Raw genomic sequence first — 25,836 nt, 5'->3', positions numbered from 1 at the left:
TTTCAAACTTCCTTTCGTACCCGGCGATTATCTGCATTATATGTGTAAGTAATGCGACTTGCATCAGGTTTTTTGATCAGAACGGTCTGATTTTCATAACCCCAGATATTGGTTGTTCTTTCGTTACTGGGCGTTTCTACAAGTTCTTGATTCCCATTCGCATCGAACGTGTAAGTCGTTCGACCCGTTGTATCTTCGGAATAACGAATTTGATTGGCGACGTCATAGGTCGTAGAAGTCCGGGAACCAGATTCCACTTTTACTAAGCGATTACCGGCAGGATCGTATATGTAAGAGTTATCATAACTATTGGCACCCGAACGTTCCTCTCTCGTTAATTGAGAGATATTATCGTAAGTCCAAGTGGTAGAGATACCAGTTTCATCAATGACGCGTATCCGGTTACCTGCCTTGTCATAAAAGTATTGAAAACTGCTAATGGTGGTTGAGTCTGATTTTAAATTGGCAATGACTGTTTGCTGATCAGCCGCATCATAAGTAAATGAAGCGCGAGTTCCATTGGCCAGTTTCTTAACGATCCGCCTGCCTGTTGAATCATAGGCATAGGAAGTCCGTTCGGATTGAGGATTAACAACAGATGTGATTTGATCATTGAGATTGTATTGATAGGTAAAACGCCCTCCATTGGGAGCAATCAGTATGGAGTTGAGGCCTGCTGGATTATAGGCATAGGTAATTGTCTTATTGTCCGGATTTTCAGCTACTGAGATTCTATCCAAAGTATCATATGAAGTCGTATAACGGCCTGAGGAATCTGCCATCAAAGTGCGATTACCGACTACATCGTAGCTGAAGGTCACACACGTTCCATTTGGGTAAATACGTTGTGTTTGCTGGTCAAGCACATCATAGACGTACGTTGTTCGATAGCCTCTGGCATCAATTCTCAGAATTTGTCTGCCAGTTGAATCATAGGCATAGGTCATGCTTCTCATTAAGGGATCTGTTTGAACTGTTTTTTTATTTGCCAGATCATAAATGGATGTGACACGATTTCCATTTTGATCAACTACACTAATCAGGTTGCCAACAGAATCATAGACGTTTGTCGCTCGATAATTTAGAGCATTTACTTCGGAAATGCGTCTTCCAAGACCATCGTAGAAGAATGTGGTAATTCTATTCTCAGGATCTGTAGTGCGGACTAGTTGAGAGTTACCATTAAATGTCGACGAAGATCGGAACCCCAAAGGATTAACAGTTGCAATGATGTTATCATTTAGATCATAAATCGAAGTCGCTCGATTATTTAATGCGTTCTCGATTGCCGTCGGCCGACTGACACTGTCATAAATCGTTGTAGTACGGTTTCCCAGAGGATCTATATCCGCAACACTATCTCCAACTGGGTTATAGACGAAAGTCTCACGACTTCCGTTAGGAGAAATGGTCACAACAGGCCGATTCAAGGCATCATAGATGGTCGTAGAACTTTCATTTAACGCATTGATTTCTACATCCACTAGTCCTAAAGCATTATAGGACGTTGTCGAAATCGCACCTAAGGCGTTAATTGTTTCAATTTCCTGGCCCGATAAATCATACGTGTATGATGTGCGATTATTTGCTGGATCAATAACTGCGACTTGCTCACTGATGGCGTTATATATTTGAGTAAATCGAGTATTATTGGGAGAAATCGTAGCGACCGGCCGTGATGCGCTGTCATAAACCGTTGAAGTACGATAGCCCAAAGCATCAACCACGGCAATTGTTTGATTGGCAACATTATAAATTGTTGTACTTCTTGCCCCTCTAGGGTTAATAAACGCGATATTGTTACCAGCAAGATTATAAATCGTCGTGGTTCGATTATTTTGTGCGTCAATATTAGAAATTGGGAGATTGATCGAATTATAAAGAGTTGTAGTTCGATTCCCTAATGGGTCGACTGTTGATTGAGTTCTTCCGTTTGCATCGTAGATGATCGAGTTTCTAAAACCGAGTGGATCTATGGATGCAATATTTTGAGAAATAGGATCGTAGATAGTAGTAGAGATGGCCCCGATCGCATTTTGAGTAGCAATTAAATTACCAAGTGAATTGAAACTATTCGTCGTTCGATAGCCTAGTGGATTGACAGCAGCAATTTGTCTACCGGCCATGTCATAGACTGATGTTGAGCGATTGAGAAGTGGGTCGACGAAAGCAATCACATTATCATTCTCATCGTAAAGAAAGCTGCTGCGATATCCCAATGAATTTATTTCGGCAATTCGTCTTCCTCCCTTGTCATAAATTGAGGTGTTTGCAAAGCCGAGAGGATTGATCTGAGAAACTCTTTGACCAGTCGAATTATAAACCTCGGTAACACGAGCTCCAATCGCGTTTACAGTTGCAATGTTTCTTCCGAGAGAATCATAAATAAATGTTGTGCGGTTATTCAAAGGGTCGATTTGAGAAATCGGTTGCCCGTTCGCATCAAACACAGAAGTGCTACGACTATTTAGAGGACTAATAAAGGCGATAGCTTGATTTGCAATGTTATATAGCGTTGTGGTTCGACTACCAAGTGCGTCAATGTTACTTGTATTTCTATTCAATGAATCGAACACATACGTATTCCTGGCACCGATTGCATTTTCAGTTGAGATCATATTTCCGGCTAGATCGTATGTGTAAGACGTACGGTTGCCTAATGCATCAATTTCTGCAATAAGACGTTTCGTGCTGTCAAAAACTGAAGTTACGACATCACCCAGAGCATTCGTCACTGCGATTCGTTGACCATTAACATTATAGGAAAAGCTCGTTCGAGAGTTTTCAGCATTGATTACTGCTGTTAATTGATTTGATGAATTGTAGATATTGGTTGAAATAAAACCGAGTGGATTGATTGTCCGAATTTGATTTCCACGTGAATCAAAAGCATAAGAAGTGCGGTTTCCTAATGCATCGACATTGGCAATAATATCTCCATCAGAGTCATAAACAGCAGATAATCGATAGCCTAGCGGATTGACGGTAGCCACTCGCTGCCCCAATGTGTTGTATACATAGGTTGTTCGATTATTTTCTGGATCTACGACAGCCGTGATTTGATTCAAGGCATTTCTAACGTAAGTCGTGATTTCATTCAGTGGATTTATGACAGCGATATATTGGTTATGTGAGTTGTATGTAAAACTTGTTCTATGACCTAATGCATCAACACTTACTACTTTGTTTCCGGTGCCATCATATATTTTTGTAGTGCGGTTACCGAGAGGGTTAATTGTTCCCGCTACTTGACCAGCACTGTTATAAAGTGTTGATGTTCGGTAACCTAAATCATTCACAACGGCAATTCGTTTATGTTCAGAATTCCAAATGAGCGAAGTACGATTTCTCAGTTGATCGATTGTGGCACGCGTATATCCATCTGAATCATATAGATAGGTGAAAATACCTCCATCCGGTTGGGTAATATTTTTTAGACGCCTGGTTCGATTACCTACAGTAGTATGACTTAAGGAAGTACGATTTCCGCTGGCATCAATGATGGCGTTCAACTCACCATTGTTCCAAAGCAACGTAGAACGATTTCCTAGTGGATTAATCACTCCTATTGGGATAAACCCTGTATCGTATAAGAAAGTTGTTACGTTACCAGCTGGATCCGTGATCGTATTTTCAAAGAGTGAATAACCATAACTCGTAATGGCTCCTGATGGTTCTTCGATTGTCCTCACACGATTGGATGAGTCATAGGTGTATGAGGTCGTGTTTCCTTCAGGATTTTGATACGCCTTGACAAGATGATTGCTATGGTATGCAAAGGTCGTAATGTTCCCGGAGGGAGCGATAGTCCTCGTTAAATTTCCATTGGAGTCAATCGTGTATGTTGTAATTCGACCACTGGGATCAGAGATGTTTTTTAATTTGCTGTTAGTATCATAGGCGTAAGTGGTACGTTCATTTTTGGGGTTGATGATCGAAGAGAGTAAATTACCATCGCGTAACACTGTCCAGATATCTCCAGTAGGTGATATTTTCTTGGCAAGCATTCCCGATGAATCATATTTAAATTGCATCCCGTTGGGTTGAGTCTCTGTCCAAGTGTTATCAGAGTTTTGCTTCAGTGAATTATTAGTCCCACTGGGAGGTGCATACAAACCGTTGCCATCTTTGTTGTCATATTCAAAACTGGACCCTCCTCCTGTTACGACAAGTACAGTATCGCTATCAAGAGATGAAACTGTTGGATTGAAAAGGTCTGCCCAGCCATACCCAAATTGGATTGAGGAAGTTGCTGCTGATGAGTTATATGTTAGATTGAGACTTGGTGAGAAGGCCCCTGTGTCTGGCGGAGCAAGGTTGAACTTCAGATTCCCAGTGGCATTATTGATAACACCGGGACCCGGATTAGAAATGTTTGGTGACGCTGAGTTCTGGATTAATTCGACCATATTGTTGGCAGAAGCAATTGGGTCACTGCCTGAACCTTCAGCAACACCACTCCCAAAACCAGATCCAGAGTTACTACTTACACATTTACCTCCACATCCACATCCGCCACCACCTTTGCCACCACATCCACAACCTCCACCACTTCCTCCACCGCCACAGCTTTGGGGCTGACAAATATCTTTACAAGTTTTTGTGATTGTTACATTACACCCGCTGGTAGTTGTGTCTTCACGAGGATCTTTCTCGGTTTCACAACAACTACAATCGCCAGGGTCACCAGGAGTCACCCCTTTTTTACCACCATCAGAACACGTACTTGAAGCCACTGGTTCTCCACAGTTCGCACAACAGCAGATTAAATCTGGATTAACAGTAGTAACAATTGGTTCAGAACAACAATTATCTGGCATAATGAACTTCCTTTTGCCCAAATGTTATTTCTTGAGGCCGTGGGGCGTTATAAATGAGTTTTCGATTCTATTTTTTCCCGACAAGTTCCTTTGTGTCTTGATTCTCAGAAGAATTTTCTGAGTTGTCTGCCCATTTCTTGAGAGGACAACGTTCCGATTCCCAGAGTGCCTTCACTTTGAGAGTGCAGCCGCACTGTTTGTGTTTACAAACCATTCGGCTGCTATTGCACATTTCACATGTCTGACAGGTGGAAAGTCGAGCGTTGTAGGTTGCTTCGTCAACATGTTTACTTCCATTAGTCACATGACGGGCGACCGCTTTAGTGAAGTTAAAGGCTTTTCGCATGAGGCCGGGTTCTGATGATTCCACAGAAATATCAGTTGCCTGCTGCAAGTTTTGGCCGGGCCCGGCTCCTTTTTCCCAGAGCTCAAAATAATCAGTCCTGGTTTGACAGAGCTTGTGAAAGTGGGGATGTTTTTTGCATTGATGACGCTCACACCAGCCAGGAGATGCGCATTCGCAGTCTGTTTTTGAGGATTGTTTCGGTTTCATATCGTTCGGTTCCATTGCACCAGAATGCTGTGAGATACAGGACCAGTCAACTTTTGCGAGAAGATCTGATGTTTTCAGACGTTGATAAAAGGCGATATCAAAATCGGGGATCTCGTGTAATGCGGTGAATACGTTACCCCGAATGCTTGAGGTTCTTAAGATTGTGCATCCAAATCCGTTTCCACCGACGACTTCCTGTTTATAGCCAGGTTTTTCATGGAAGGTTCCCGCCTGGTTCCAGACAACAAATCCTTCATAGAAACGAGAAGGATAGGGGGCGGCTACAGAGACGGTTTCAAAATCGAATCCAGATAGCAGTTGCTGGCAGACATCTTTGGGGGGAGTAATATCATCTTCCAGTATCCAGACAAATTCCGTATCGATCATTTTTGCCATGCGATTATAGATGCGAGCCATGGCAATTCTGACCTGATCACGAATGTCTGGGAGCCGGCGGTTTTCATCAGCGAGTCCGGAGAATCCTGCATCAAACTTCAGGTAGCGTACGTCAGAGTAATCGCAATCCTGAATCCAGTCTTTGATGGTTTTTGAAAACGCATCAGACTGGCTGGTATCCATCAATATCAGCGAAATCTGATCGTGGGGCCAGGATTGTTGCTCCAGAAACTGGGCTGTTTGTGGCCAATGATCGGCTCTGCCTGAGAGCGGGATAAACAGGGTTATTTTTTGATAGGCTAAACCGGCGTATTCAAAATAACTACGCTGTTTTGCCTCTTGCATTTTCTGCGTCCAGTTCGACTGGTGAATACGGTATAGATAGAGTGATTTCTGTTTTTTAGCAGTCCATGTTCTTCCCAATACTTCGCGCCAGAGGAACCAGTCGCCTTGTGTGAGCAGGGGGTCGAATTGTTTTTCAAAGACACGGCTGATTTGTATTGCTTCGCTTAATACCAGACTTCCAGCATGAATAAAGTTGTCATATTGAAGTTTGTCGGCAGAATACTTTTCGGGATAGTTCGAACAACCCTGCCGTTTCCCAAAGAATTTGGTATCAGAATAAACGACTGCCACCTGATAGTGGTCAAACTGTTCTAAGCCGTTTTCGATATAGTCTGCAGACAGTTTGTCATCGGCATCGAGGAAGCAGGTAATATCGCAATTGGTTGCTTTAAATCCAGCACCACGTGCCGCGTGAACATTGCCGACATCCACAGATAAATATTTCACCCCCTGTTGTTGGTACGCTAAGGCAATTTCTCTAGTGTTGTCTGTGGAGCGGTCGTCTACGACAAGAATTTCTTGTGACTGGTAGGTTTGGGCAAGCACACTTTCGATTGCCTCACCCAGAAATTCACCATAGTTATGTGAGATGATGACGACTGCAACAGAGAAATCCTTGAGCCGTCTTTTCCGAGATTGAGATTTTGCTTTTCCATTTGGATTTAATTGTCCAGGACCAACGCCTCTTTCCCACATTTTAAAATAGTCTGATCTTGTCTGGCACAAATGGAAAAAGTGCTTTGGTTTCTTACAATTATGCCGCTGACACCACCCTGATTGACTACATTCACATCCTGTTGCCATGCTTTTTCTTTGTCCAATCCAAATTCCGTTAAGCTGTAATAGTTAGGATCAAGTGTTGACTCTCGCTGCAGCACTGAGATTTTCTTAATGGTAGGGCTGGGAATTCGAGCAAAAAGGGATCGCAGGAATCAAGATCTTCGATACCGATAAAATGCCCATCCCCACAAATGACGCCCCCACGCCAATGAAAGCCTGTCTGGTCACGTAAACAAATCAAGCCTGCCGCAATTTTCTGCGTTCCACAGACGTCTGATTCGTACTCTCCAAACCAGCTACTGTGGCCCGCAAAGTTCAATGAGAAAGAAATGCCGTCCAGACATTCGCAGCCACCGGAACTGACATCGATCAAAGTCGCTGTTAATCGACGGGAAGGCATGGTCGCTCCGGTACAGCAGCCGAAGTTTTTGGACTTGAGCCCTTCCGGATCAAGCCGTTGCATAAGTTTGTCTTTCAGCGACATGGTTGTTTAGAAACTCCTTTTTTTAAATCAACCTTTTGTACCAAAACTCAAATGGATCAATGGGAAGGTCTAATGGACTTTACAACATCCCGTTATCATGACTGACAAGCACCTGGGGCAGTAGAAAAACTCGAGAAACTCACGTATGGAATTGAACCTCCTGTCGCATCCTCATCTCCTGAAACTCCAGGCCACCCTCCCCAATTCATATGCCAGACAGAATCTTTGCATAAAAGATGGTAGGTGACACCGCCTAGTGGTGCGAACCATGCCGACCCCGAGCCTTCAAAAGTGACTGGTCCGGCAACCGGCCCCTGATCATCCGCAAAGTCACCTGAAACGCATAACTGTGGATACTGAGCTACAAGGGAAGCAGCTTCACTATCACTACACTGACTTTTGGTTTCACAAAATGGGTTGGAGTTAGGCACTTCCCCTCCTTTTGATCAAATGAACAAAACTGTATAGTTTAGTGGACTTTCATATCTGTTATCGTAAACATAAACAATTAAACATATTATTAATAATTTATATTGTTCATGTACTGTACTGATTTGTTATGAGTTTTATGATAAACGGAGGCGTCAATTTGTCAATTTGTTTTCCTGAGAATGGTGAAATTTTGTATGCAAGTGTATTCAGTGCATTCTTTTTTGTTTTTTTCTGTTGGTGCCCCATCCATAAAAGATGCTGGAATTTTGGAGGCTCGAGGACCTGCTCGGCATTAGATTTCCTGGCTGAATTGAAATTCGGCATAACAATTCCTGATCGACACAGTAGGTTTGGTTGATAGTGTGATGTGAAGCCATCAGCACCATCCCCCTGTTGTGCCAAAGTTTGGAAAAATAATATTGGGAAAATTACCGCCAGTTGCCTCCTCGAAACCGGGAATTCCATTAATAAGCCACTGGATTCTCCAACCAGTACTTGAGCAATAGAAAGTCCAAATCGTATCAGAAGTCCCATCATCCCATTCCCAAGCAGCAGCGAGATCAAATTTCAGTGTAATACTGCCAATAGGTCCGTTTTTATCCCGTGTAGCACCTGACAGACAGAGAAATGGAGTTGTTGTACCTAGTTCTGTGATATTCAAGTCTTTACAATCTTGAGGGGTTGCTGGAACACAAACAGGGTTAGAGTTTGGCATAGAAATTTCTTTTCTACTTTTTCAGAGTTATGTTAGTTCACATTCCAGATGTAAATTCAGATCGAATTTAGCAATTGTGCCGCTTCCTGATGGTCTGGAAAAAGCCGTAATGTCTCCTGCCAGGCACTTTGAGCATTTTGTGAATCTCCCTGGTTTTGATAAGCATGACCAAGAAGGTTCCAGGTTTCTGGTGATTGAGGTCGAAGCTCTAGCGATTTTTTGTAGTTTGCAACTGCTTCTTCAAATTGATTGAGCTGCAGGAAGGCCGTTCCCAAATTATGAAAGGCTGAAGCATCACTAGGATCCAGTTCGGCTAATTTTTGCAGGACATTTAGTGAGTCCTCTGGCGCGGATTGTTCGAAATGTAAACGGCAAAGCTCTCTCAACAAATCAAGTTCCTGTGGTTTCTGTGCGAGCTTGTTTTGCAACAATTCTATCGCTTGATTTGGACCACCTTGCTGCTCCAATAGTCGTGCAGAGAGAATGAAGCCATCAATGTGGGTTTCAACCTGCCCTCGCATCGTCATTGTCAGCTGTTCGACCTGATCCAGTTTATTGGCTTTGAGTAGAGTTTCTCCCAGACATTTCCAGGCAGTGGTATAGGTTGGAACTTCTTCGATGATGAGACGCCATTGTTCTTCCGCCTGTTCGTGCTTGCCCATGTCATCATAAACAACGGCGAGGTTATGCCGAGTTTTGTAACCACACAGACCGACATCGATACTGGTAAAGTGGCGATCGGTTTGTTCATTCAGGACTCGCAGATATGTTTTTTCTGCATCAATTAACCGACCAAAGTGGTGGTGTAACATCGCTTGCCGAAACAAAAGCTCCTTGTCACCGGGAAAGTGGGTCAGCCCCTGGCAACAATAGTCCCAGGCCTCCTGGTGTTGCTCGTTTTGAGAAAGGGCATTGACCAACAATGCATAGGCCTTGCGAACCTGGGATTCACTGGGATGAGAGACATCCAGACATTGTTTCAGATACTTGATGGCCTCTGGGTATTTCTCATCATCTGCATAAGTCATTCCCAGATTGAAGAGCACAAAGGGATGGTTGGGACGTTCCGCATTATCCAGTTCGAGGAGCCGATAATCGCGTTCCAGCTTTCGCTTTCGTCCTTCGACACTGTGATCAGATCCTGAATGCACAACATACAGATCGGTCCAGGATACATCGCCTCCTCTCCTACGGATGGCGGGAATAATCTGCTCATGAATCCGATGCTCGAACTGCAAGTCCGGGTAATTCCGGAACAGCTTCACATGATCCACGGCCGTCATGCTGACGTCACCTTCCGGTCCCGGACAATGAACTTGCATGATGAAACCCAGCAGATGATCCGGATGATCTTGTGCCGCCAGTTCTTTTAGCTTTCGACCGCATTCTTCCGTGATGGTATCATCGGAGTCCATCCAGAATATCCATTTTCCTAGAGCATGCTTGATAGACTCATTACGTGCAGCTGAAAAATCATCACACCAGGGGAATTCGAACATGCGGGCACCGTATTCACGGCAGATGTCAGGTGTACGATCTTTTGAACCGGTGTCAACAATGATAATTTCATCCACCCAGGAGCGAATGCTTTCCAGGCAAGGACCGATGGTATCTTCATTGTCGCGGACAATCATGCAGAGTGAGAGCGTATGTGGAAAATCGACTTTGTCAGCTTCCATTGTGTCTTGAGACGGTTCTTTTTGTTCGACTGGTGCTTGCCATTTCTCTTGATATTTCTGCTCATTTTCTTGCATGATTCCTGTGAAATCTGCATTTGATCCAATGAAAGAGCGACTACCGAAGTGATGCACGAACGAGTCGGCAGCAATCACGGTACGGTATCCTGCAGCGTTGGCCCTGCGACAATAATCGTCGTCTTCAAAGCATCCAATCCCGAAGCGTTCATCCAGTGTTCCAATTTTGTCAACCAACGTTCGTTTGAAGAGCATGCAAAAACCAACCAGCCTGGATTCATCCAGCGACTGCTGATCATGTCGTTTTCCCCAATCCCAGGCGAAACCATCCAGGCTGGATAAATCGGTATAAGTCACGGGGATCTGCTGAGGTCCGCTGATATTATTGGAAACGGGGCCCACAATTCCAATATCTTCAGAAGAATGTAATCGTGCCAGCAGGCGATGTAACCAACCCGTGGTCATCAATGTGTCATTATTCAGAAGCAGAAGATTGTCTCCTGAAGCAGCCGCGATACCCTGATTGACCGCTGCGGGGAATCCTCGATTGTCGGAATTCAGGATCACTTGGGCGTCAGCTAGTGAGTTAAGATATTCGGGAGTACCATCGGTGGAGCCATTGTCGACCAGGATGAGTTCATACGGCTCATCGGTTCGCATTCTTAAACTGTCGATGCACTGCTGTGTATAGGGCAGTTGATTATGCGTCACAATGATAATCGAAGTCAGGCCATAATCCGGTTGAGGGTGTTTGGTAGCGGTAATCAAATACTGATAGGCGTAGAATTCTTCGACTTCCTCAGGAGGGAGACCATCAATGTGCAGACTGCCGATTTGAACTTTACCCGGGTATCCCTGTTTTTGCCATTGCTGGTATCCCGGTCCTGGCACAATCTGGAGTTGGTCGATCTGGTAACCGGCGCGGAAGAACAGTTTTTCGATCTCGCGCCTGGTGAAAAATCGGTAATGTGTTTGATCAAGCAACCCAGCACGTTCGTAAGTCCAGTTTCCTTCAATCAGCCCAGCGAGAACACTTTGATTTCTGACATTGGGGATACTGGCAACAATCGTTCCGTCTGGAGTCAGCCAATGGGCAATTTGCTTTAAAGTCTGATCCGGAGACTTCAAATGCTCAAGCACATCCGCACAAACCACACAATCAAATTCTGCTTCAGAAAATTCATTGGAGAGTATTTCGATATCGTGTTGAACGACTCGGTCCAGACGATTACGGGCGTCCTGTGCTGCCAGTGGATCTAATTCAACTCCTGCAACCTGTGCTGATTGGCGCTGTTTGAGTAATTCACCCAAGCGTCCCGTACCGCATCCTAGGTCGAGTATTGTTTGTGCTGTTGACGGAATTAAAGCCACGACTTCTGGACGAGGGAATTCGAAATAAGGACGATCCTGTTTGGATGAACTTTGAGGAAGTGTGGGAATGATTCTATCTCCAACATCAGGTTTTATAATCTGGTGATCGGAACTACTTTCCAATAGGGAGAGCGCTCGTTTCACGGCTTTCTTGCTCAGGTCCATGTGGTCCTCACGAACCGAGAGTGCTTCGTCTCCACTGGCCCCTTCCAGATCGGTGACTTCCGCTAACATTGATTGGTGTCGGCGATTTAGCAACAACGAAAAGATACGATCCGCTTTTCGAACCAGAAGTTCGTCAACCCCATATTTCCCTTTGTACGCATCGAATGCATTTACCCATTCTTTTCGAAAAAAGGCTCCCCAGCCCACCAGAGACATCTGTGCCTTTCCGAAATAGTTCTCTACATTCGCAAACAGATGGGGACGCTTGAGTCCATGGGCAATCCGATCGGGTGATGCAAGAAAGGCTTCGTACAGTTCAGGAATGTTGTGGACGATACAATCATCGTCCTGCGTGAAAATAATTGGATGTTGCGCTTGTTGAGCACATAAAAACCGTCCATAAGTAACTAGATTTTGATCGGCTTGAATGACGCGTACGCCCGCGATGTCGATTTCCAGATGTATTTCCGGATTGTTGTTCCAGATCAGGATGTCATCAATGAACGCGTACTGCCGCAGATGGGAAATGATTTGACCGAGATTGTCAGGACGTTTCCAGGAAAGCAGACAGGCTGAAACGGATTTCTCCGGTAGGGGAATATGGTGATTTATGTGATTTGATTCTTCAGACCAAGAATTCACCCGAGAGGATGTCAGCACGTTCATTGAAACGCTGGTTTTTGATTGTCGCTCTTCAATCGATGTTAGTAACGCTTGCATACGTTGCTGATACGTGTGCTGAGCGAACGCCAACTCGTGTCCCTGCCGAGCAAGTTTTTCCCGTTCTGACTCATGTTTCAGGTAATAGTCCACTTTGTCGAGCATTTCTTCAGGACAAGTATAGGTGGCAAGATGCTGCCCCTCTAAAAACAGTTCAGACTGTCCGTTCTCAGCCAGATCGTTGGTGAGCAATAGACTGCCACAACCTAATGCTTCGAACACGCGCATGTTGATGTCATTTTTGACACTGCGATTGAAGATCAGGCGGGAGGCAGAATAGATGCGGGCCATCTCTTCAAAATATTTCTGGCCAATAAAGTGATCCGGATATTTTTGAACGAGCGTATTAAGTAAGTCACACCGCTCCTGGCCAATCAGATTTCCTACAAAAGAAAAGTCATACTGTTTCTCTACCTGATAGGGACGGTGAATTTCTGGATCACAGGCTAAAGGCAACCATAGCGAGGATGAAATGCCTTCGTTTTGCAGTTTTCGGGCACCATCTTGCTGCGCAGCAAACACATAATCGTAATGAGATGCTTTTTCCAGACACCAAGGAAAATCCATGTGTGTATCAATCACCCAACAAGCTGCTGGTCTGAGATGCTCAGGTAAGTGATATCGAAAACCATCATCAATATTGAGAAACAGATCAAACTGATCAGCGGGAATTTCTGGAATTTCTTCTGGCAAAAAGTGTTCTACTTCCACTAATTTTCCTAATGCACGACGACAGTAAAATCCAGTCGTTTCGGGACGTGTCTGATTGTCAAAAATGAGAGCGATACGCTTGAAATTCACGGTGTTCCTCACTGATTTGAAGCTATTGTGCTTTGATGGCATAACAATATAAGTCGCTAGCCTGTCGATTATGTTTTAGATAGAGTTCCTCAAAGATCGTTTCTTGGATCCAGGAGAGAAACAGTGGCAGGCTGACATTTTGATAGAAGTTGGCATCAGGACCATAGCGGGTCCCGGTGCGCGTAGTCCCATGCTCCTTTCGCCCTTCACCTGCGCATGTCATGAAGAAAAGGCCACCAGGACGCAGGAGTGTTAACATATGAGAAACAGTCTGAGCAGCATACGGATCATGCTCAAAAGTTTCATTCGAACAGACGACATCGAATGATCCCGGATCGGACTGGAATTCATGTCCTAAGCAAATCTGGTCGACATCAGGGCCTGCCTCTGCATCAATTCCGGTGTAATCTGAATTAATAAATTCGTCACGCACAGAGCCATTAATGTTGCGTGAACCGACTTCCAGAACTCGTGTCCCCTCAAAAAAGTTCGAAAATCGTTGTTTTACTTCGTGACAAAATTCTTGTTGTGCTGGATGCGCCATGGAGATCCTTTCCAAGTCATGATTATTTAAATAAAGGCTGTCTTGTCTTATTGAAAAGTCGTTGATAATCGCGTTGGATGACACCCTTCCATCGAAATCGTTCTTCAAATTGCCTTCTTCCATTTTCTCCATAGGCATATAGTTGCTCTGGGTGATCGAGCAGTTGATTCAGCTTCGAAGTCCAGTCTCTGATACCTCCTGGTTGACAGAGCAGCCCTGTTTTCTGGTCTGAAACACTAAAAGGAAGTCCCCCAAGATTGCTGGCGATTACGGCTAAACCACTGGCCATGGCTTCAACTGATGTTCGACTCAGACCATCAGGAACGACCGTCGGTACGGCACAGACATCAGAGTGCCGATACCAATGGGGAAGTTCTGCCTGTGACTTCCAGCCCACATACTTCACAAATTCATGTTGTTCCTGAGGGGGATCAGAGGTAACAATCAATTCGAAGTCCTGCCTTGTCTTCCAGAGCTGTTCACAGGCTGCCAGTAAAACAGGGAACCCTTTGATTGGTTCATGGATGAGCCCGGCAAAGATGATGGAAACTTTGGATTTACTGATTTCTGAGGGGCACTGTTCGTATGCAGGCAGTGGCCAGGGGAATCGGGAGTCATCCATTCCCCAGGTGACGACTTCAACACGATCACAAAAAGATTCATATTGCGATGCAATCGAGGGATTCAATACCAACACTGCTTCCGCATTTTGAAATGATTGCTGTAGGAGTTCATTGTATTCAGTCGATCCGACTCCGCTAAGCTGTCGTTCTAACTGGTGAAGCTGACCGGATCGATTTTTGACCAGGCAGTTAAAACACGTCTCCGGGTTGATAAATTGATTGTTTTCACAGGTAATAATACTTTGAGGTCCTGGGAGTATCTGCAAATTATTCAGGGGGCAAAGACACTCCAAGGCCTGCATTCGCAGAAAGTAGGGAAACTCATTGACGGCATCTGCCAGATGGGGTTTGAAATTCCAACTGTCTGTGATGAGCACACAGTCTGGCCCCCACTCACGAACTGCCATTCGAATACGATCCCGAATTGTATTTGCTTTCCATTCTTCTGGTGAAAAATTCAAGATTTGACTTTGAATAGGAGCACCAGATTCAATCTGGCCGATCTGCCAGGGATCATGGCGGACACAGAAATGTTGCACTTCGTAGCCGAATTGTTCCAGAAATTGAACCAGTTCCGTGGTATGGATATTCCCACCACCCGTCGATGGCCAGTTATATAAAAAACTGACGATTGCGATTTTCTGGTTACCATCAGAATCAAGTGGTTGAGAGATGGAACCGTTAGATTCAGTCAACGTGGCTACAGAATTCACTGAGGGAACTGAGAATCCCTGCGACACTGTCTGCCTGGCAGATACACCAGTCAATATGCGATCAATAATCGTTTTGAAACGCTTGCTGATGTTCTTCCGTGAAAGTGACTCTCGTAACTCAGCTCCAAATTCAAGCGTTCGTTCACGATATTCATCAGAAAACCAATATTCATGATCGTCGACTGAAGCTACTCGAAACCCTTGTTTGGCTAAATGTCTGACGCTGGAACTGTCTGAGTTCATAGCCAGAGGCAAACCGGATGCGAGGCATTCAATGGCTTTAGTTGGGGGTTTGTGTCTGGCCCGAAAATCAGTTCCCTTGATATCGATGGCACTACTGGCAAGTTCAGCCCACTTAATATGTTTTTCAGGTGTCCAGTTCTCAATGCGAACTGTAGAAGCTCGACTGAACCCTAGTTTGGCCGGAGAGACTGTTATTGATTCCTGATCCAGATTCGTAAGAATCCATAAGTCTCGCGGTAAGGGATTCTGGTTAACCCACTCAATTAAAGGCGAGAGGTTCGAAAAAATACCTGTCCATAGAATCGGCCCTTCTTCTGGCTTGGTGTCCAGGGATCTAGAAATGAATCGAAGGTGATGATCAAGATATTCAACAGGAGCATATGCGTTGAAATATTTTCGGAGCGATTCCGAGTGTGTGATGATCTGTTGGCACTGAAAAAGTCTCTTTCCGTCTTGGTCGATATCACGTACAGATCCGTAGCAATCTACAGGGCAGTAAATAATCGGGATATCTGCAGGTCTTGTCTCCATCAACTGCGGAAAGTCATACTTAACAATAATGGCCAGGTCACATTGGGGAAGAAAGTCAGTAAAGAATTCGATTTCAAAGTTCTTCGACAGTTCCTCTCCCATCTCATTACCGATCCAGTCCCAGGATCCAATACCAGAATAAACAGGACCAATACCAATGTGGGAGCGTAACTCAGTCATTTATATTCCAGACGCTATACATCTCAACTCAGGGAATGCAAACCTGAAAAGAGAATGGAGTATGATTTATTGCGTTAAGAGTGATCAACGAGTTTTGTGTTATAAACTCGAAATTTATTTCCAGGTCAGGATTAAAGGAAACAATAGATCTGCCCACACGTTTATTGTGATTTTATGTTACGTTCCTATACTGTAATATCAAGTTATTATTTTTATTTTAATATACATCAGATGTGATTAAACATGCACTATTGTGGTGTGATCATTTTCTTTGATTTGTGGTCCAAGTGTTGTGTTTACCGCTGAGATGAGGTTGAACTTATCGAGTACTGGAAATCTGACTGTGTTAAAACACAAAAACGATTCGAGACCTCGCTCATTTTGTAATTTGTACGAAGGGTACCAGACAGATTTGAGTTTGAGGGACAATAACTAGTAGCTACAGTGGACAAATCACAGACACAGTTTCAATGAGATTGGAATTACATTGGATTCTATAGATACCATTATGGGGGAGCCTTCAATGAAACACTGACCGAATAGCTGCCTGTTTCACTTCGGGAAACAGATGACGGTAACGACGGCGCATTTCTTCAGTCGTGTGTCCGACGAATTCATCGATCAGCCTTTGGTCGATCGAATTGGATGCGAGATTACTGATGAAGGAATGCCGCAGGCAATGCCATCCTGGAATGACACTCCATTTACTATCTTTCAACACTCTTTTAAAACTGCTGTGTGCCTCGTCACGCGAAATAGCCCGGCCTATTTCAGCATGTTTTCGATTCGATATTTCTTTTACGGCAAACGTGTATTTTCCACCCGGATGCTCACCTTTCCATTCATGCAGCGTTTCATTCAGGAGTGTGGACATTGGAACCCTGCGTGTCGACTCTTGCCCACGGCGACGTTTTTTCTCACGAATTATGAGTACATCATCCCGAATGTCGGTAAGCTGTGATCGCATGAGTTCACTACGGCGGGCTCCTGTATGCGCTGCCGCAACAACCATTGGGTAAAGAAACGTGTGCAATGCATTCTTACGCACATGTTGAATCAATTGATCAATCTCATCTGTTCTCAGATACAAGCATTCCCAGAGCTCGCTTTGCTGTTCCTCAGTTAGATCACCCTGTTCGACCTGGACTGTGATTTCATCGAATGTTTGAAATATAGGTCGTTCGGTTGACTTTGGAAGTTGTACATCCCGAATTGCAGGAATCTCAGACTCATGTTTGCCACGCTTCTTACCCCACTGAAGTACGCGTCGCAATGTCACAAGTTCCTTTTTAATTGTATATGAGCTAACTTTTCCTTTCCGGCGACCATTTTCTCTCCGACGTTTCTTGCTGTAGAGATCAAGAGCGTTCAAATCGATATCTTCGATGAATACATCTTTTCCCAGTATACGGAGTAAGTTATTCCGATGCGTTTTTATTAACGAGATCGTTGATTCTTCCAGAGAATCATCTGGTAAGGAAACAAAAAACGATTCGAAAAGCTCGTGAAGAGAAAGCCGAGTTTCAGAAATAGAATCGCTGTCACTAACATGAGGAGTTGTTAGTTTCCCATCAGACAGCAAAAACGTTGGAATATCGGCGTCCGGTGGCAAAGAAATACGACCACTCTTAACGTCTCGAACGGTCTGTTCAAGATTTGCCAGTAATCGATTGGCTTCTGACTCGTCATCGGTATGAAGCGACCGAGTATACTTCTTGCCACCGAACCGAAACACGACGTTGAAATAGCCAGTGCGGTTCTCAAGTGAGGCCATGAGAGACGATAGCACCTTGCAGGAAAAACATTGTGAAGTCCAGATCAGCCCTTTTGAGGGCGCAGCTTTCAATTTCGAAGGATGAGTGGTCTTGGACCATGATTTAGAATACGTTGGACTTCTGCATGACTGACTCGCCATTCATGTTTCCGTCCATCAACCTCTTTTTCTGCCGTGACACGACCGAGGCGGCACCATTCACGAACTGTAAATTCGGCCCGACCTGTGAGTTCTGCGAGATCCGCTGTGCTATACCATTCCTTCTGAGTTTTTTGTTGGATCAGTTCAGAGAGAAGCGTTTCGATCTTTTCGAGTCGATTCTCAATTTCTGGTACGTTCATCTTCATACCTTTCAAGTTTTAAGAAAGAGGGGACGGTGATCGAAGTTTCAATCACCGTCCAGAAACGAATCTGCCGAAGTTCTAGTCCAGAAAGATTTCGGCTTCAGCCCGTTCGACGTAGCCCTGTGCCATCTGCAGCACGCGAATCGCCTGTGGCAATTCCGCCAGATTAAAGGACGACGTATATTTAACGTCCTCTCCATCCTTATACCGTTTCTGCACGTTGACGCTACGAACTGTAATGGGACCTTCGTCAGTTTCAATTTCATGTCCGAAAACGGAAGCCGTGATGAATCCAATTCGGAACACTTTTTCCGGAGGATTATTACTGTTTCGTTTTGCACTTTTTTTAGCCATTGGTTCAACCTTTCTGTGGAAGGAACAGTTCTGAATTGCCTCTCATAGTTAATCAGCAACCCGTGAGATTCGTTTACCTGTCTACATGGAAAAACATCAAATCGAGCAGACAGACCGCGACCATGACACGAGTTTGCAAAGTGCGCAAGGAGATCGTGAACATTTTCGACAAGAGTTTGGCGGTCGTTTGAAACCGAACAAAGGGTGATGAGCGGGAGAGGATGTTCCGCTCATCGAATGAGATTCAAAAAGTGAATCGATTTCAGCCAGTCAAAATGCCTGGTACATCCACAGATGACACTCGACGAAGTTGTCCAGCCTCCTGCCACAGAGGGCAGGTTTGTTTCCGGAACGATTGAGAGGGCAACCGTTCCGAAATGCTTTGATTCTCACTCCAGTCTCGTTGGATTGAGCAAGCTCTTAGCAACCAACGAAATCCTTCACCGTTGCGATTGCGTCCTTATGCATCATTCTGCTCCTCGGGTTTGCCGCCGTTTTCAATAAATTCCCATGCTTTGATGAGCGCCATTGAAGCGGGCAGTAAATGTTCCGGAAATAGAACGTGCGTTCGCTTTGTCTCATTCCCGTCCCGATAGGAACGGGTGAGACTGACCATCCACGTTTCGCGTGATTGACCGTCGGCAGAAGGAATCTGCTTGGGCCAGACAGCAGCGCTGATGCCGCTGAATTCCACACGACAAATGGGTGGCTGTTTTGATTCCTTAACCTTGTTAGTGGCGTTAGAAACTTTTGCCGGTGTTGTTTTCTTTTCATTTTCCATAATGATGAGGGAGTAAAGAAATTGAAATCCGTCAAATTGACGGGATGAAAGACCTGTCCCAACCAAATACCAAACCAACCCTCTCTGGTCGGTGAAGTTGAAACCGGTCGTTGCATCCAATAAAAGTTGATGAGCGAGGGAGAATCGCCTGCTCATCGAGTTGGATTCCTGATGGGAATCATGGTCAGCTTTAGAAAGCGTCTGGTACGTTCGAAAACGACACTCAACACATCCGCGAGCCTGCATACGGAAGTTGACAACGGCAACTTCCGTATGACACACTGTTCTCACTCCTTCGGAATCGCTTCCGTCATGATGGTCAGACCATCATAAATGCGATTCCTACCACCAAATGCAGAGCCAGGAGGCTCAATTCAAGTCCCATGCCCGGGAGGACACGGGGCTTGTTGGTTTTTCGAGTTGGCTGTGAAGCCCACTCGATGGTCTGAAACAGGTTTCGCCACTTTCCTTCCTGTTTTTTGAACTGGGTTGTCTGCTTCTGAAAACTACTTAGGTCTTCGAGAAGTTTTCGCCTCTGTTCAGTCAACCGATTCCAGTCATTTGCAAGGTCGACCTGGCGGGCGAGCAATTGCATATTGACAAGCGTGGGCTGTTTCCAAAACTGAAACCAATGTGGTTTCGCAATGACAATCGGTGTCCTCATTTTAGAATCGACATCGTGTCGAACTGTGGTTGGTACGTGTTCCATACAATTAGGGGTGAAATGGGGTACAAAAACCGCCCGTAGGCGGACATCGAAAAAGTTCGCTCCCGTAAAACGCTGCCGTGTCAGCGTGTACGAAAGATCTCGAACTTCCTGGATGTATTCAATCCGTTCATGCCGGAATTTATTTTCATGGGAGGCATGCAATGTATTGCTATGCAATTTTGCGTGCTGTCGGCCAAACAAAAACAGCCCGGCATTGCCGGTTCGTAAAAAACAAAACAACATACATGGGAGGGAGTACGACTTATGCTCTTCTGACCAGAGGAAGAAGAGTGGAAAACAATCTGACAGCGGCAGGCATATGGCCGGGAGCTGACGGATGGTTTTCCGGGGGTGTCGGGGGCGATCTAGCCCCGACCTCACAGGTTGACTCGTTACCCCCCTGGAAAGCTGTGAGGTCGGGGCTGGATTGAGCTTGCCGAATGACAGCCACGACACCCGTAAGTCGTTGGTGGGCAAACAAATACACAAACAACCCACAAAACAACCAGCATATGTCGGGGCGGAGACCTGCCCGGAGGCCCCGATATAGGTAAATCGTTCAAGATTTTGAGACTGCCAACGCATTGTCTGTCTCCTCGCTATTTCGAACTAATTCTGATGTGACGGTTGATGATGTCGTTGGCTTGACCAACGGTTGTGGCTCGTCAGCATCCGTCCGATACCAGACCCGTTCATGCAGAAATGTTTTTGGCGTTAATTCTGTCAGTGATGCAAACCGCCAAAAATCCGCGCCTGCTTTTTTATGAAAAGCGCGACGGAGGGCATCACGCCGTTTTACACTCGGTGCAACCATCACTACGGTAAACCGATTGAGAGTTGTTTCCGGGAAATGTTTTCGATGTCGTTGTTGGCGATGGAGTTCCGTATAGCCGGGAGACTTCAATGCCGCGACACGATTGTGACTGTAGTTGTCACGGTCTCGGTCCTGCTCCAGGTAAAAGACACCACGGTGCCCGTCTACTTCCAGCAGAAAACCGGAGTCGGGAGCACAGATGATTTTTTTAGGGGCCGTCTTCAGTTCGGCATACAACCGAATTCGTTGCTTGGGATCGGGGTTCTCCGGATTGAGATATTCCTGCTCATTGCACCAGGCCACCAATTTGACAGGACTTTGGGCAATGGCTTTGTCGAGCAGCATATGTGTGTTGGCCACGGCCAGATAATGATAAAGGTGCATCGGCTGCGCAATGCTGGTCGGCTTCATTAAATACCGATCGTCTTCAAAATGCTCCGCTAAAAACTGGCAACCTTGCTTCGCCAGATGATAGACGGGCGCTGGGGTCTCATCGCGCGGGTTCACGACCAGCATCCGCTGTTTGCTGATATAGCCGTCGTGCAACAGAGCCGAAAGGCGGCGGCGGGAGAGGCGACCATCTCGGTCGGTCGGATAGCACTCCTGCTGCACCATACGGCGATTCATCAAAAAATACCGGGCCAGCTTCTCGAATACCGGAATGTCTCTTGTGGTAATCATCGTCTGTCTACCTCTAACTGGGAAACGGATCATCGCCAGCATCCTGTTCAGGTAATGCCAGGCCCAGATTGTGAATGATTGCTTCCAGTTCCTGTTGACGTTCGGCTAAGACCTGCTGTGGAGAAGGAAATACCTGTGCTAACAGTTCCAAGTAATGTTCCATACGCCGCGCGACAAATCTCGGAGACCAGCGAGCAGGATTTTGTGCCAATGGGAAATGAATCTGCATCGGCTTTCCCGGACCGTAGACAATCGCTTCTCCAATCTGCAGTGATGCCAGCCGGGCCGCATTCATCATCTGGTGTTCTTGTGGCGAATAAAATGTGACGCCGGTCACAACGTCTCTCCAAAGTAGCCGAGGAACCAATGACTGTTTAAAAGTTCTTCCCGTCGTTTTTCCCACAGATTGCGACCAGCTCTGGCTGGTTTGATGAGAGTGTCCCTGCGATCCTCCCGTCGTTGAAGAACGACCATCAGTACGGTTTTCGGATTGCCCTGTTGTAGAAGACCGAGTATCACTGACCGCCTGTCGTATCTGTTGCAATTGTATGTCGTAGGGATTCTGACTGGTCCCCGTTGTTTGTGAGCTTGATTCCGAACGACTGGTGGATGAACCTACCGAATGGCTCTGGGTATCACTCCACTGCTCGGACTCCGTAATACCGTTTGATTCAGAACCTCCCGTCCCCCTGGTTTCCGACTCGCTTTCACTGAAATCCATCAGGGTGACTAAATCATGGCCCGCCTGATACTGCTGCGACTGCACTGTCTGATGCTTCACTCGCTGGGGGTCATAGGTCGGGAATCCGATGATCTCACCAAAAAACTTCGCATCATACGGATGCTTATGGCGAAAGAGAAAATGCAGACCACACTGCCCAATCAGGGCATTCAGTAAACGATCATCCATACGATCCGGAAAAGGATTCGCCCCTTGCGTGGCACAAACCAGACGTAATAAAAACTTGCGGATTTGGCCGGCTGCAGCAGTCAGTTCTGGGCCTGATCCCCTGGCAAAGACAGGAAGCTCATCCAGAAAGGCAAAGTACGGCGTAGGAGTATCACTATTAAAAACATCGTGTAATAACTCGGCCAGAAACAGATTCGCTAATATTTGTTGATCTTCCTCTCGTAAAACGCCCCCCTGTCTGAGATTGACGATCACGATCGCGTTTTTTCGTCGCAGCTGACCAAAATCGAGCACCCCGCTTGTCCGGGAAAGCATGGCTTCGATAATCGGATTGCTGAAGAACCCCAAAATACGATTACGCGTCGATTCAATCTCTTCCCGGATCTCCTGCGGACGACCGGCGGCCAGGTTCTCAAAGAAATGGCGTGCCATGACGTCAGGAACCGCTTGTACCAGAGCGTTGTAGATGTCCGAACCGACATCCAGAAAATGCTTCGCATCCGCCAGCGGTAAACCGAGTTCTGCAAGCGTCTTCAAAATTCTCATTGTCCAGGTAAAGAGCCGGGGGCGACTGTCAAAATCTTCCTCTCCCCAGGCAGAGAGCAGAATTCGACAGACATGGCCGATTTTACTGACCAGCCGAGCGCGGTATTGGATCGGATCACGGGTCGGTTCGACTGCGAGGGGATTGATACAGGTCGTACGTGATGTCTCAGCCGGATCGATATACACGACCCGATTGCGGATCGATGCTTTCTGAGCCATGCACCAACTCAGTATGTCTCTCGGATCAGAACCGTGCGGACTTATGAACAGAAAGCCGTATCCCAAGATCGCCAGGAGCTGCATCAGCACTTTCATCGCATTGCTCTTTCCGAAACCAGAATCGCCGGAGATGAAGATGCCCGCCTGACTCTCAGCAAAGAGCTGTTTCGCCGAGAAAAACGAATGCCGTCTGGTTCGGGATAGTCGGTTCGGTTTGATAGTTCTGGAAAGCCCATTCATGTCTCTTCTCCCCGATTACTAAGCGTCATTTCCATCAAGGATTCCACTAACTGCTGGTCCTGTGCTTCCTGTAATTGCTGCTTCGTATCCGGTTCCAGGTTCGCCTGATTCAGTGCGGCCTTCCGGTCAGCATGCTCCCGTTGTACTCGCTCTAACGTGGCAGAGAAATTTTCCACTGGTCTCCTGGTTCTGTTTTGCAACTGCCGCGAGGCTGCCTGTTCAATATAACTCGCCTCAAAACCGGCAACGCCGAGTGCTTCGACCAGTGTCGTGAGAGAATCGAGCAGAACCTGGGTATCAGTCCCCATCCGCAGACGGCGTACGAAATGTCTGATCAGTTTTGGCCGAAAGCGGCGATACTGCCGTTGCCGCAAAGCCAGTGGAACCTCACTGGCAGCCTCTGCCCGAGAGGCCGCCCGTAGAAAATCAGGCGCCTGCTGCAGCTGCAATAAAGCGACCTGGAGTGCACGATATTTTTGATTGAGCACTTGTTGCCGACGGCGGCGTTCATACATTTGCCGCTGCTGCTGTTGCTGGCGTCCCATTGAGACCGCATCGTTCTGTCGTTGCCATTGGTTCTGCCTGTGAGCAGACTGAATCACGTGATAAAACCGCTTACACAGCCACCAGCCTCCACCAGCCATTATCCCGAGTATCAGAAGTATTTCCATGTGATATTTCCCTCTTAGAAGAAAACATATCTAAAGTACTAACCGCCCCGATTAATTGACGGCCGTTGATTTTTTCTGACGGTCTTGCTCCGTTCGTACCCGAACAGAACCAGAGCTTCCTTCTGCCGAACGCGAAAACGTGATTCCACGATACCTCTTACAATCGGAACAGTAGGCGTTCCCTTTATCCGGATCGCTCAAAGCAATGGAGTTCCAGGCAAACAGCGATCGGCAATTTGCATCGACCCCCAAATGCTTGCGGATCACATCTTTTCCTTTGATGCGAAAATCGGGACGAATGCCGACCTGAATAAATTGCCGATCCCCCAGCTGGTCAATCAATTGGCCAAAGCGATTCTCACAACCTCGGGTAAGAAGGCCCAGGCAGATGTGACCGGCAATGGAGTCGAGCAATTGGATATCGAAAATTGTTGCGCCGTCACTCGGAGGATCGAGCGAACGCCCCTGCTGAGCAGCCTGCTGTTGTGCCTGATAGCGGCCGCTGCAGAGGCAGCGAAAACAGCATTCACGATCTGGATGCCAAAAGACGACTTCGCCTCCCGCCCCGCCCGGATACAGGCCGATCCAGATGGCCGAGGTATTTAGAAGCAGAGCAACCTCATTGCCCCGAGACTGGGCGGCAAAGGAATCGGTCGCAAAAATCAACAGATCACTGTTGCCGAAGGTTTCACGTATTTCCTCATCACTCAGTTTCGTAAAGTCCTCCGGATAACAATCCACAGTCGCTGCGGGATTGATTGCCCAGATCTTATTGGCCACCGCATGCACCTTCGGCATCCCGATATCGGCCGGAGAATGCCCCTGCCGGGCAATGTTCACGTTCTCGATAATATCCGGGTCATCTAGCTTCCAATGTTGCACACCGCATCGAGTGAGATTCTCAATCAACGGCGCAGATCCACCAGCACCGATAATTGTCACTACCTTGGACTGGATGGTTGGAATATCAATCACATCTTTGATTCGCTCAAATTGCATGGTTTCGTGCCTTTCTTTAATGAATTACGTTGTAAATATTGTTTGATGCTCCTGGATGAATCCCGCCAATGTCGTCAGATCAAAATCAAGCGGGGAATCAGGACTTCACGGGGATTACTAGCATCGATTTGGTAGGGGTAGAGCCGACCATCGGCAACAATCGGGAGCATCACTTGTGTTGCTTCCGTGTTCTTAGGATTGGCAAACAGTTTGGCGACATACTCCAGGTCCCCAAACGAAGGGTGCAACGCTCCGGGCGGATGGACGTGGACTACTCCTTTGCAATTCAATCCAACACCTTTTCGATGTTTCAGAGTTCGATTGAGACTTGCGGCATCCAGGGTAAACGAAGAGTACGTCGCTTGACCGTTTTCGTCAGGGACATAGTGGGTTACAAGATCATCCTCTGCCGTCGGCCCCAGTAAGATACCGGCCTTCTCTTTGCGAAAAGGATGCTCAACCAGATCATCCAGAATTTGCTGATAAGCCGACTGTGTCATTTTCAGAACCGGACCGAGACCGGTCACTTTGTGATCTAAAATTACGCCACGGTAGCTTCCTTTATGTTTCTTTCGACGATCAATGAGAGGCTTCGGATTTGGTTGCATCTGGGTTTCCGGATCAGATTTTTCATGAATGATTTCCGATCCGATGGGTAGGCCATTACAACACGCATTTTGCAGC

Annotated in this window: 17 protein-coding genes; all 17 read right to left on the bottom strand. The window is 46.3% G+C overall.

The features are described from left to right. Window positions 1-2: 2 nt before the first annotated feature. The 17 genes from Enr17x_RS02125 to Enr17x_RS02045 all read right to left on the bottom strand — a co-directional run bounded on the left by Enr17x_RS02125 (window position 3) and on the right by Enr17x_RS02045 (window position 25,760). A complete protein-coding gene (locus Enr17x_RS02125; protein WP_145305586.1) occupies window positions 3-4,820 on the bottom strand; it encodes an RHS repeat domain-containing protein in 4,818 nt (1,605 codons plus the stop codon). Window positions 4,821-4,887: 67 nt separating this feature from the next. Next, on the bottom strand, window positions 4,888-6,810 hold the full coding sequence (locus tag Enr17x_RS02120) for a glycosyltransferase (protein WP_198000923.1): 1,923 nt from the start codon (window positions 6,808-6,810) through the stop codon (window positions 4,888-4,890). A gap of 136 nt (window positions 6,811-6,946) precedes the next feature. Next, a complete protein-coding gene (locus Enr17x_RS02115) occupies window positions 6,947-7,378 on the bottom strand; it encodes a hypothetical protein (protein WP_145305584.1) in 432 nt (143 codons plus the stop codon). 808 nt (window positions 7,379-8,186) lie between these two features. Beyond that, on the bottom strand, window positions 8,187-8,525 hold the full coding sequence (locus tag Enr17x_RS02110) for a hypothetical protein (protein WP_145305583.1): 339 nt from the start codon (window positions 8,523-8,525) through the stop codon (window positions 8,187-8,189). A gap of 56 nt (window positions 8,526-8,581) precedes the next feature. Then, the gene (locus tag Enr17x_RS02105) at window positions 8,582-13,276 is read right to left on the bottom strand and encodes a glycosyltransferase (protein ID WP_198000922.1); all 4,695 of its coding nucleotides are present in this window, start codon (window positions 13,274-13,276) and stop codon (window positions 8,582-8,584) included. Between the two features lie 22 nt (window positions 13,277-13,298). Continuing rightward, a complete protein-coding gene (locus Enr17x_RS02100; RefSeq protein ID WP_198000274.1) occupies window positions 13,299-13,820 on the bottom strand; it encodes a class I SAM-dependent methyltransferase in 522 nt (173 codons plus the stop codon). A gap of 22 nt (window positions 13,821-13,842) precedes the next feature. Then, complete coding sequence (locus Enr17x_RS02095) at window positions 13,843-16,110, bottom strand: glycosyltransferase family 4 protein (RefSeq protein WP_145305580.1); 2,268 nt, start codon at window positions 16,108-16,110, stop codon at window positions 13,843-13,845. A gap of 520 nt (window positions 16,111-16,630) precedes the next feature. Further along, window positions 16,631-17,884: a site-specific integrase gene (locus Enr17x_RS02090; RefSeq protein WP_198000921.1), complete on the bottom strand. Its 1,254-nt coding sequence runs from the start codon at window positions 17,882-17,884 to the stop codon at window positions 16,631-16,633. 68 nt (window positions 17,885-17,952) lie between these two features. Continuing rightward, a complete protein-coding gene (locus Enr17x_RS02085; protein ID WP_145305578.1) occupies window positions 17,953-18,225 on the bottom strand; it encodes a helix-turn-helix domain-containing protein in 273 nt (90 codons plus the stop codon). Window positions 18,226-18,306: 81 nt separating this feature from the next. Beyond that, complete coding sequence (locus tag Enr17x_RS02080) at window positions 18,307-18,582, bottom strand: hypothetical protein (RefSeq protein WP_145305577.1); 276 nt, start codon at window positions 18,580-18,582, stop codon at window positions 18,307-18,309. A 460-nt stretch (window positions 18,583-19,042) separates the two neighbouring features. Then, entirely contained in the window at window positions 19,043-19,645 is a 603-nt protein-coding gene (locus Enr17x_RS02075) for a hypothetical protein (RefSeq protein WP_145305576.1), read from the bottom strand. A gap of 37 nt (window positions 19,646-19,682) precedes the next feature. After that, window positions 19,683-20,027: a hypothetical protein gene (locus Enr17x_RS02070; protein ID WP_145305575.1), complete on the bottom strand. Its 345-nt coding sequence runs from the start codon at window positions 20,025-20,027 to the stop codon at window positions 19,683-19,685. 604 nt (window positions 20,028-20,631) lie between these two features. Further along, window positions 20,632-21,567, bottom strand: coding sequence for a replication-relaxation family protein (locus tag Enr17x_RS02065; RefSeq protein WP_198000920.1), 936 nt, complete (start codon window positions 21,565-21,567; stop codon window positions 20,632-20,634). Window positions 21,568-21,580: 13 nt separating this feature from the next. Then, on the bottom strand, window positions 21,581-23,482 hold the full coding sequence (locus tag Enr17x_RS02060; protein WP_145305573.1) for a type IV secretory system conjugative DNA transfer family protein: 1,902 nt from the start codon (window positions 23,480-23,482) through the stop codon (window positions 21,581-21,583). Next, on the bottom strand, window positions 23,479-24,153 hold the full coding sequence (locus tag Enr17x_RS02055; RefSeq protein ID WP_145305572.1) for a hypothetical protein: 675 nt from the start codon (window positions 24,151-24,153) through the stop codon (window positions 23,479-23,481). Before Enr17x_RS02055 ends, Enr17x_RS02060 begins: the two co-directional genes overlap by 4 nt. Window positions 24,154-24,204: 51 nt before the next feature. Beyond that, the gene (locus Enr17x_RS02050; RefSeq protein WP_145305571.1) at window positions 24,205-25,152 is read right to left on the bottom strand and encodes a HesA/MoeB/ThiF family protein; all 948 of its coding nucleotides are present in this window, start codon (window positions 25,150-25,152) and stop codon (window positions 24,205-24,207) included. Window positions 25,153-25,226: 74 nt separating this feature from the next. Then, window positions 25,227-25,760 carry a Mov34/MPN/PAD-1 family protein gene (locus Enr17x_RS02045; RefSeq protein ID WP_198000919.1) on the bottom strand — a complete coding sequence of 178 codons (534 nt, stop codon included), beginning with the start codon at window positions 25,758-25,760 and terminating at the stop codon, window positions 25,227-25,229. Window positions 25,761-25,836: the final 76 nt, after the last annotated feature.

The organism is Gimesia fumaroli, from assembly GCF_007754425.1.
Lineage (GTDB): Bacteria > Planctomycetota > Planctomycetia > Planctomycetales > Planctomycetaceae > Gimesia > Gimesia fumaroli.
The sequence above is the reverse complement of the archived record's forward strand: the minus strand, read 5'-3'. Positions and strand labels throughout refer to the sequence as shown.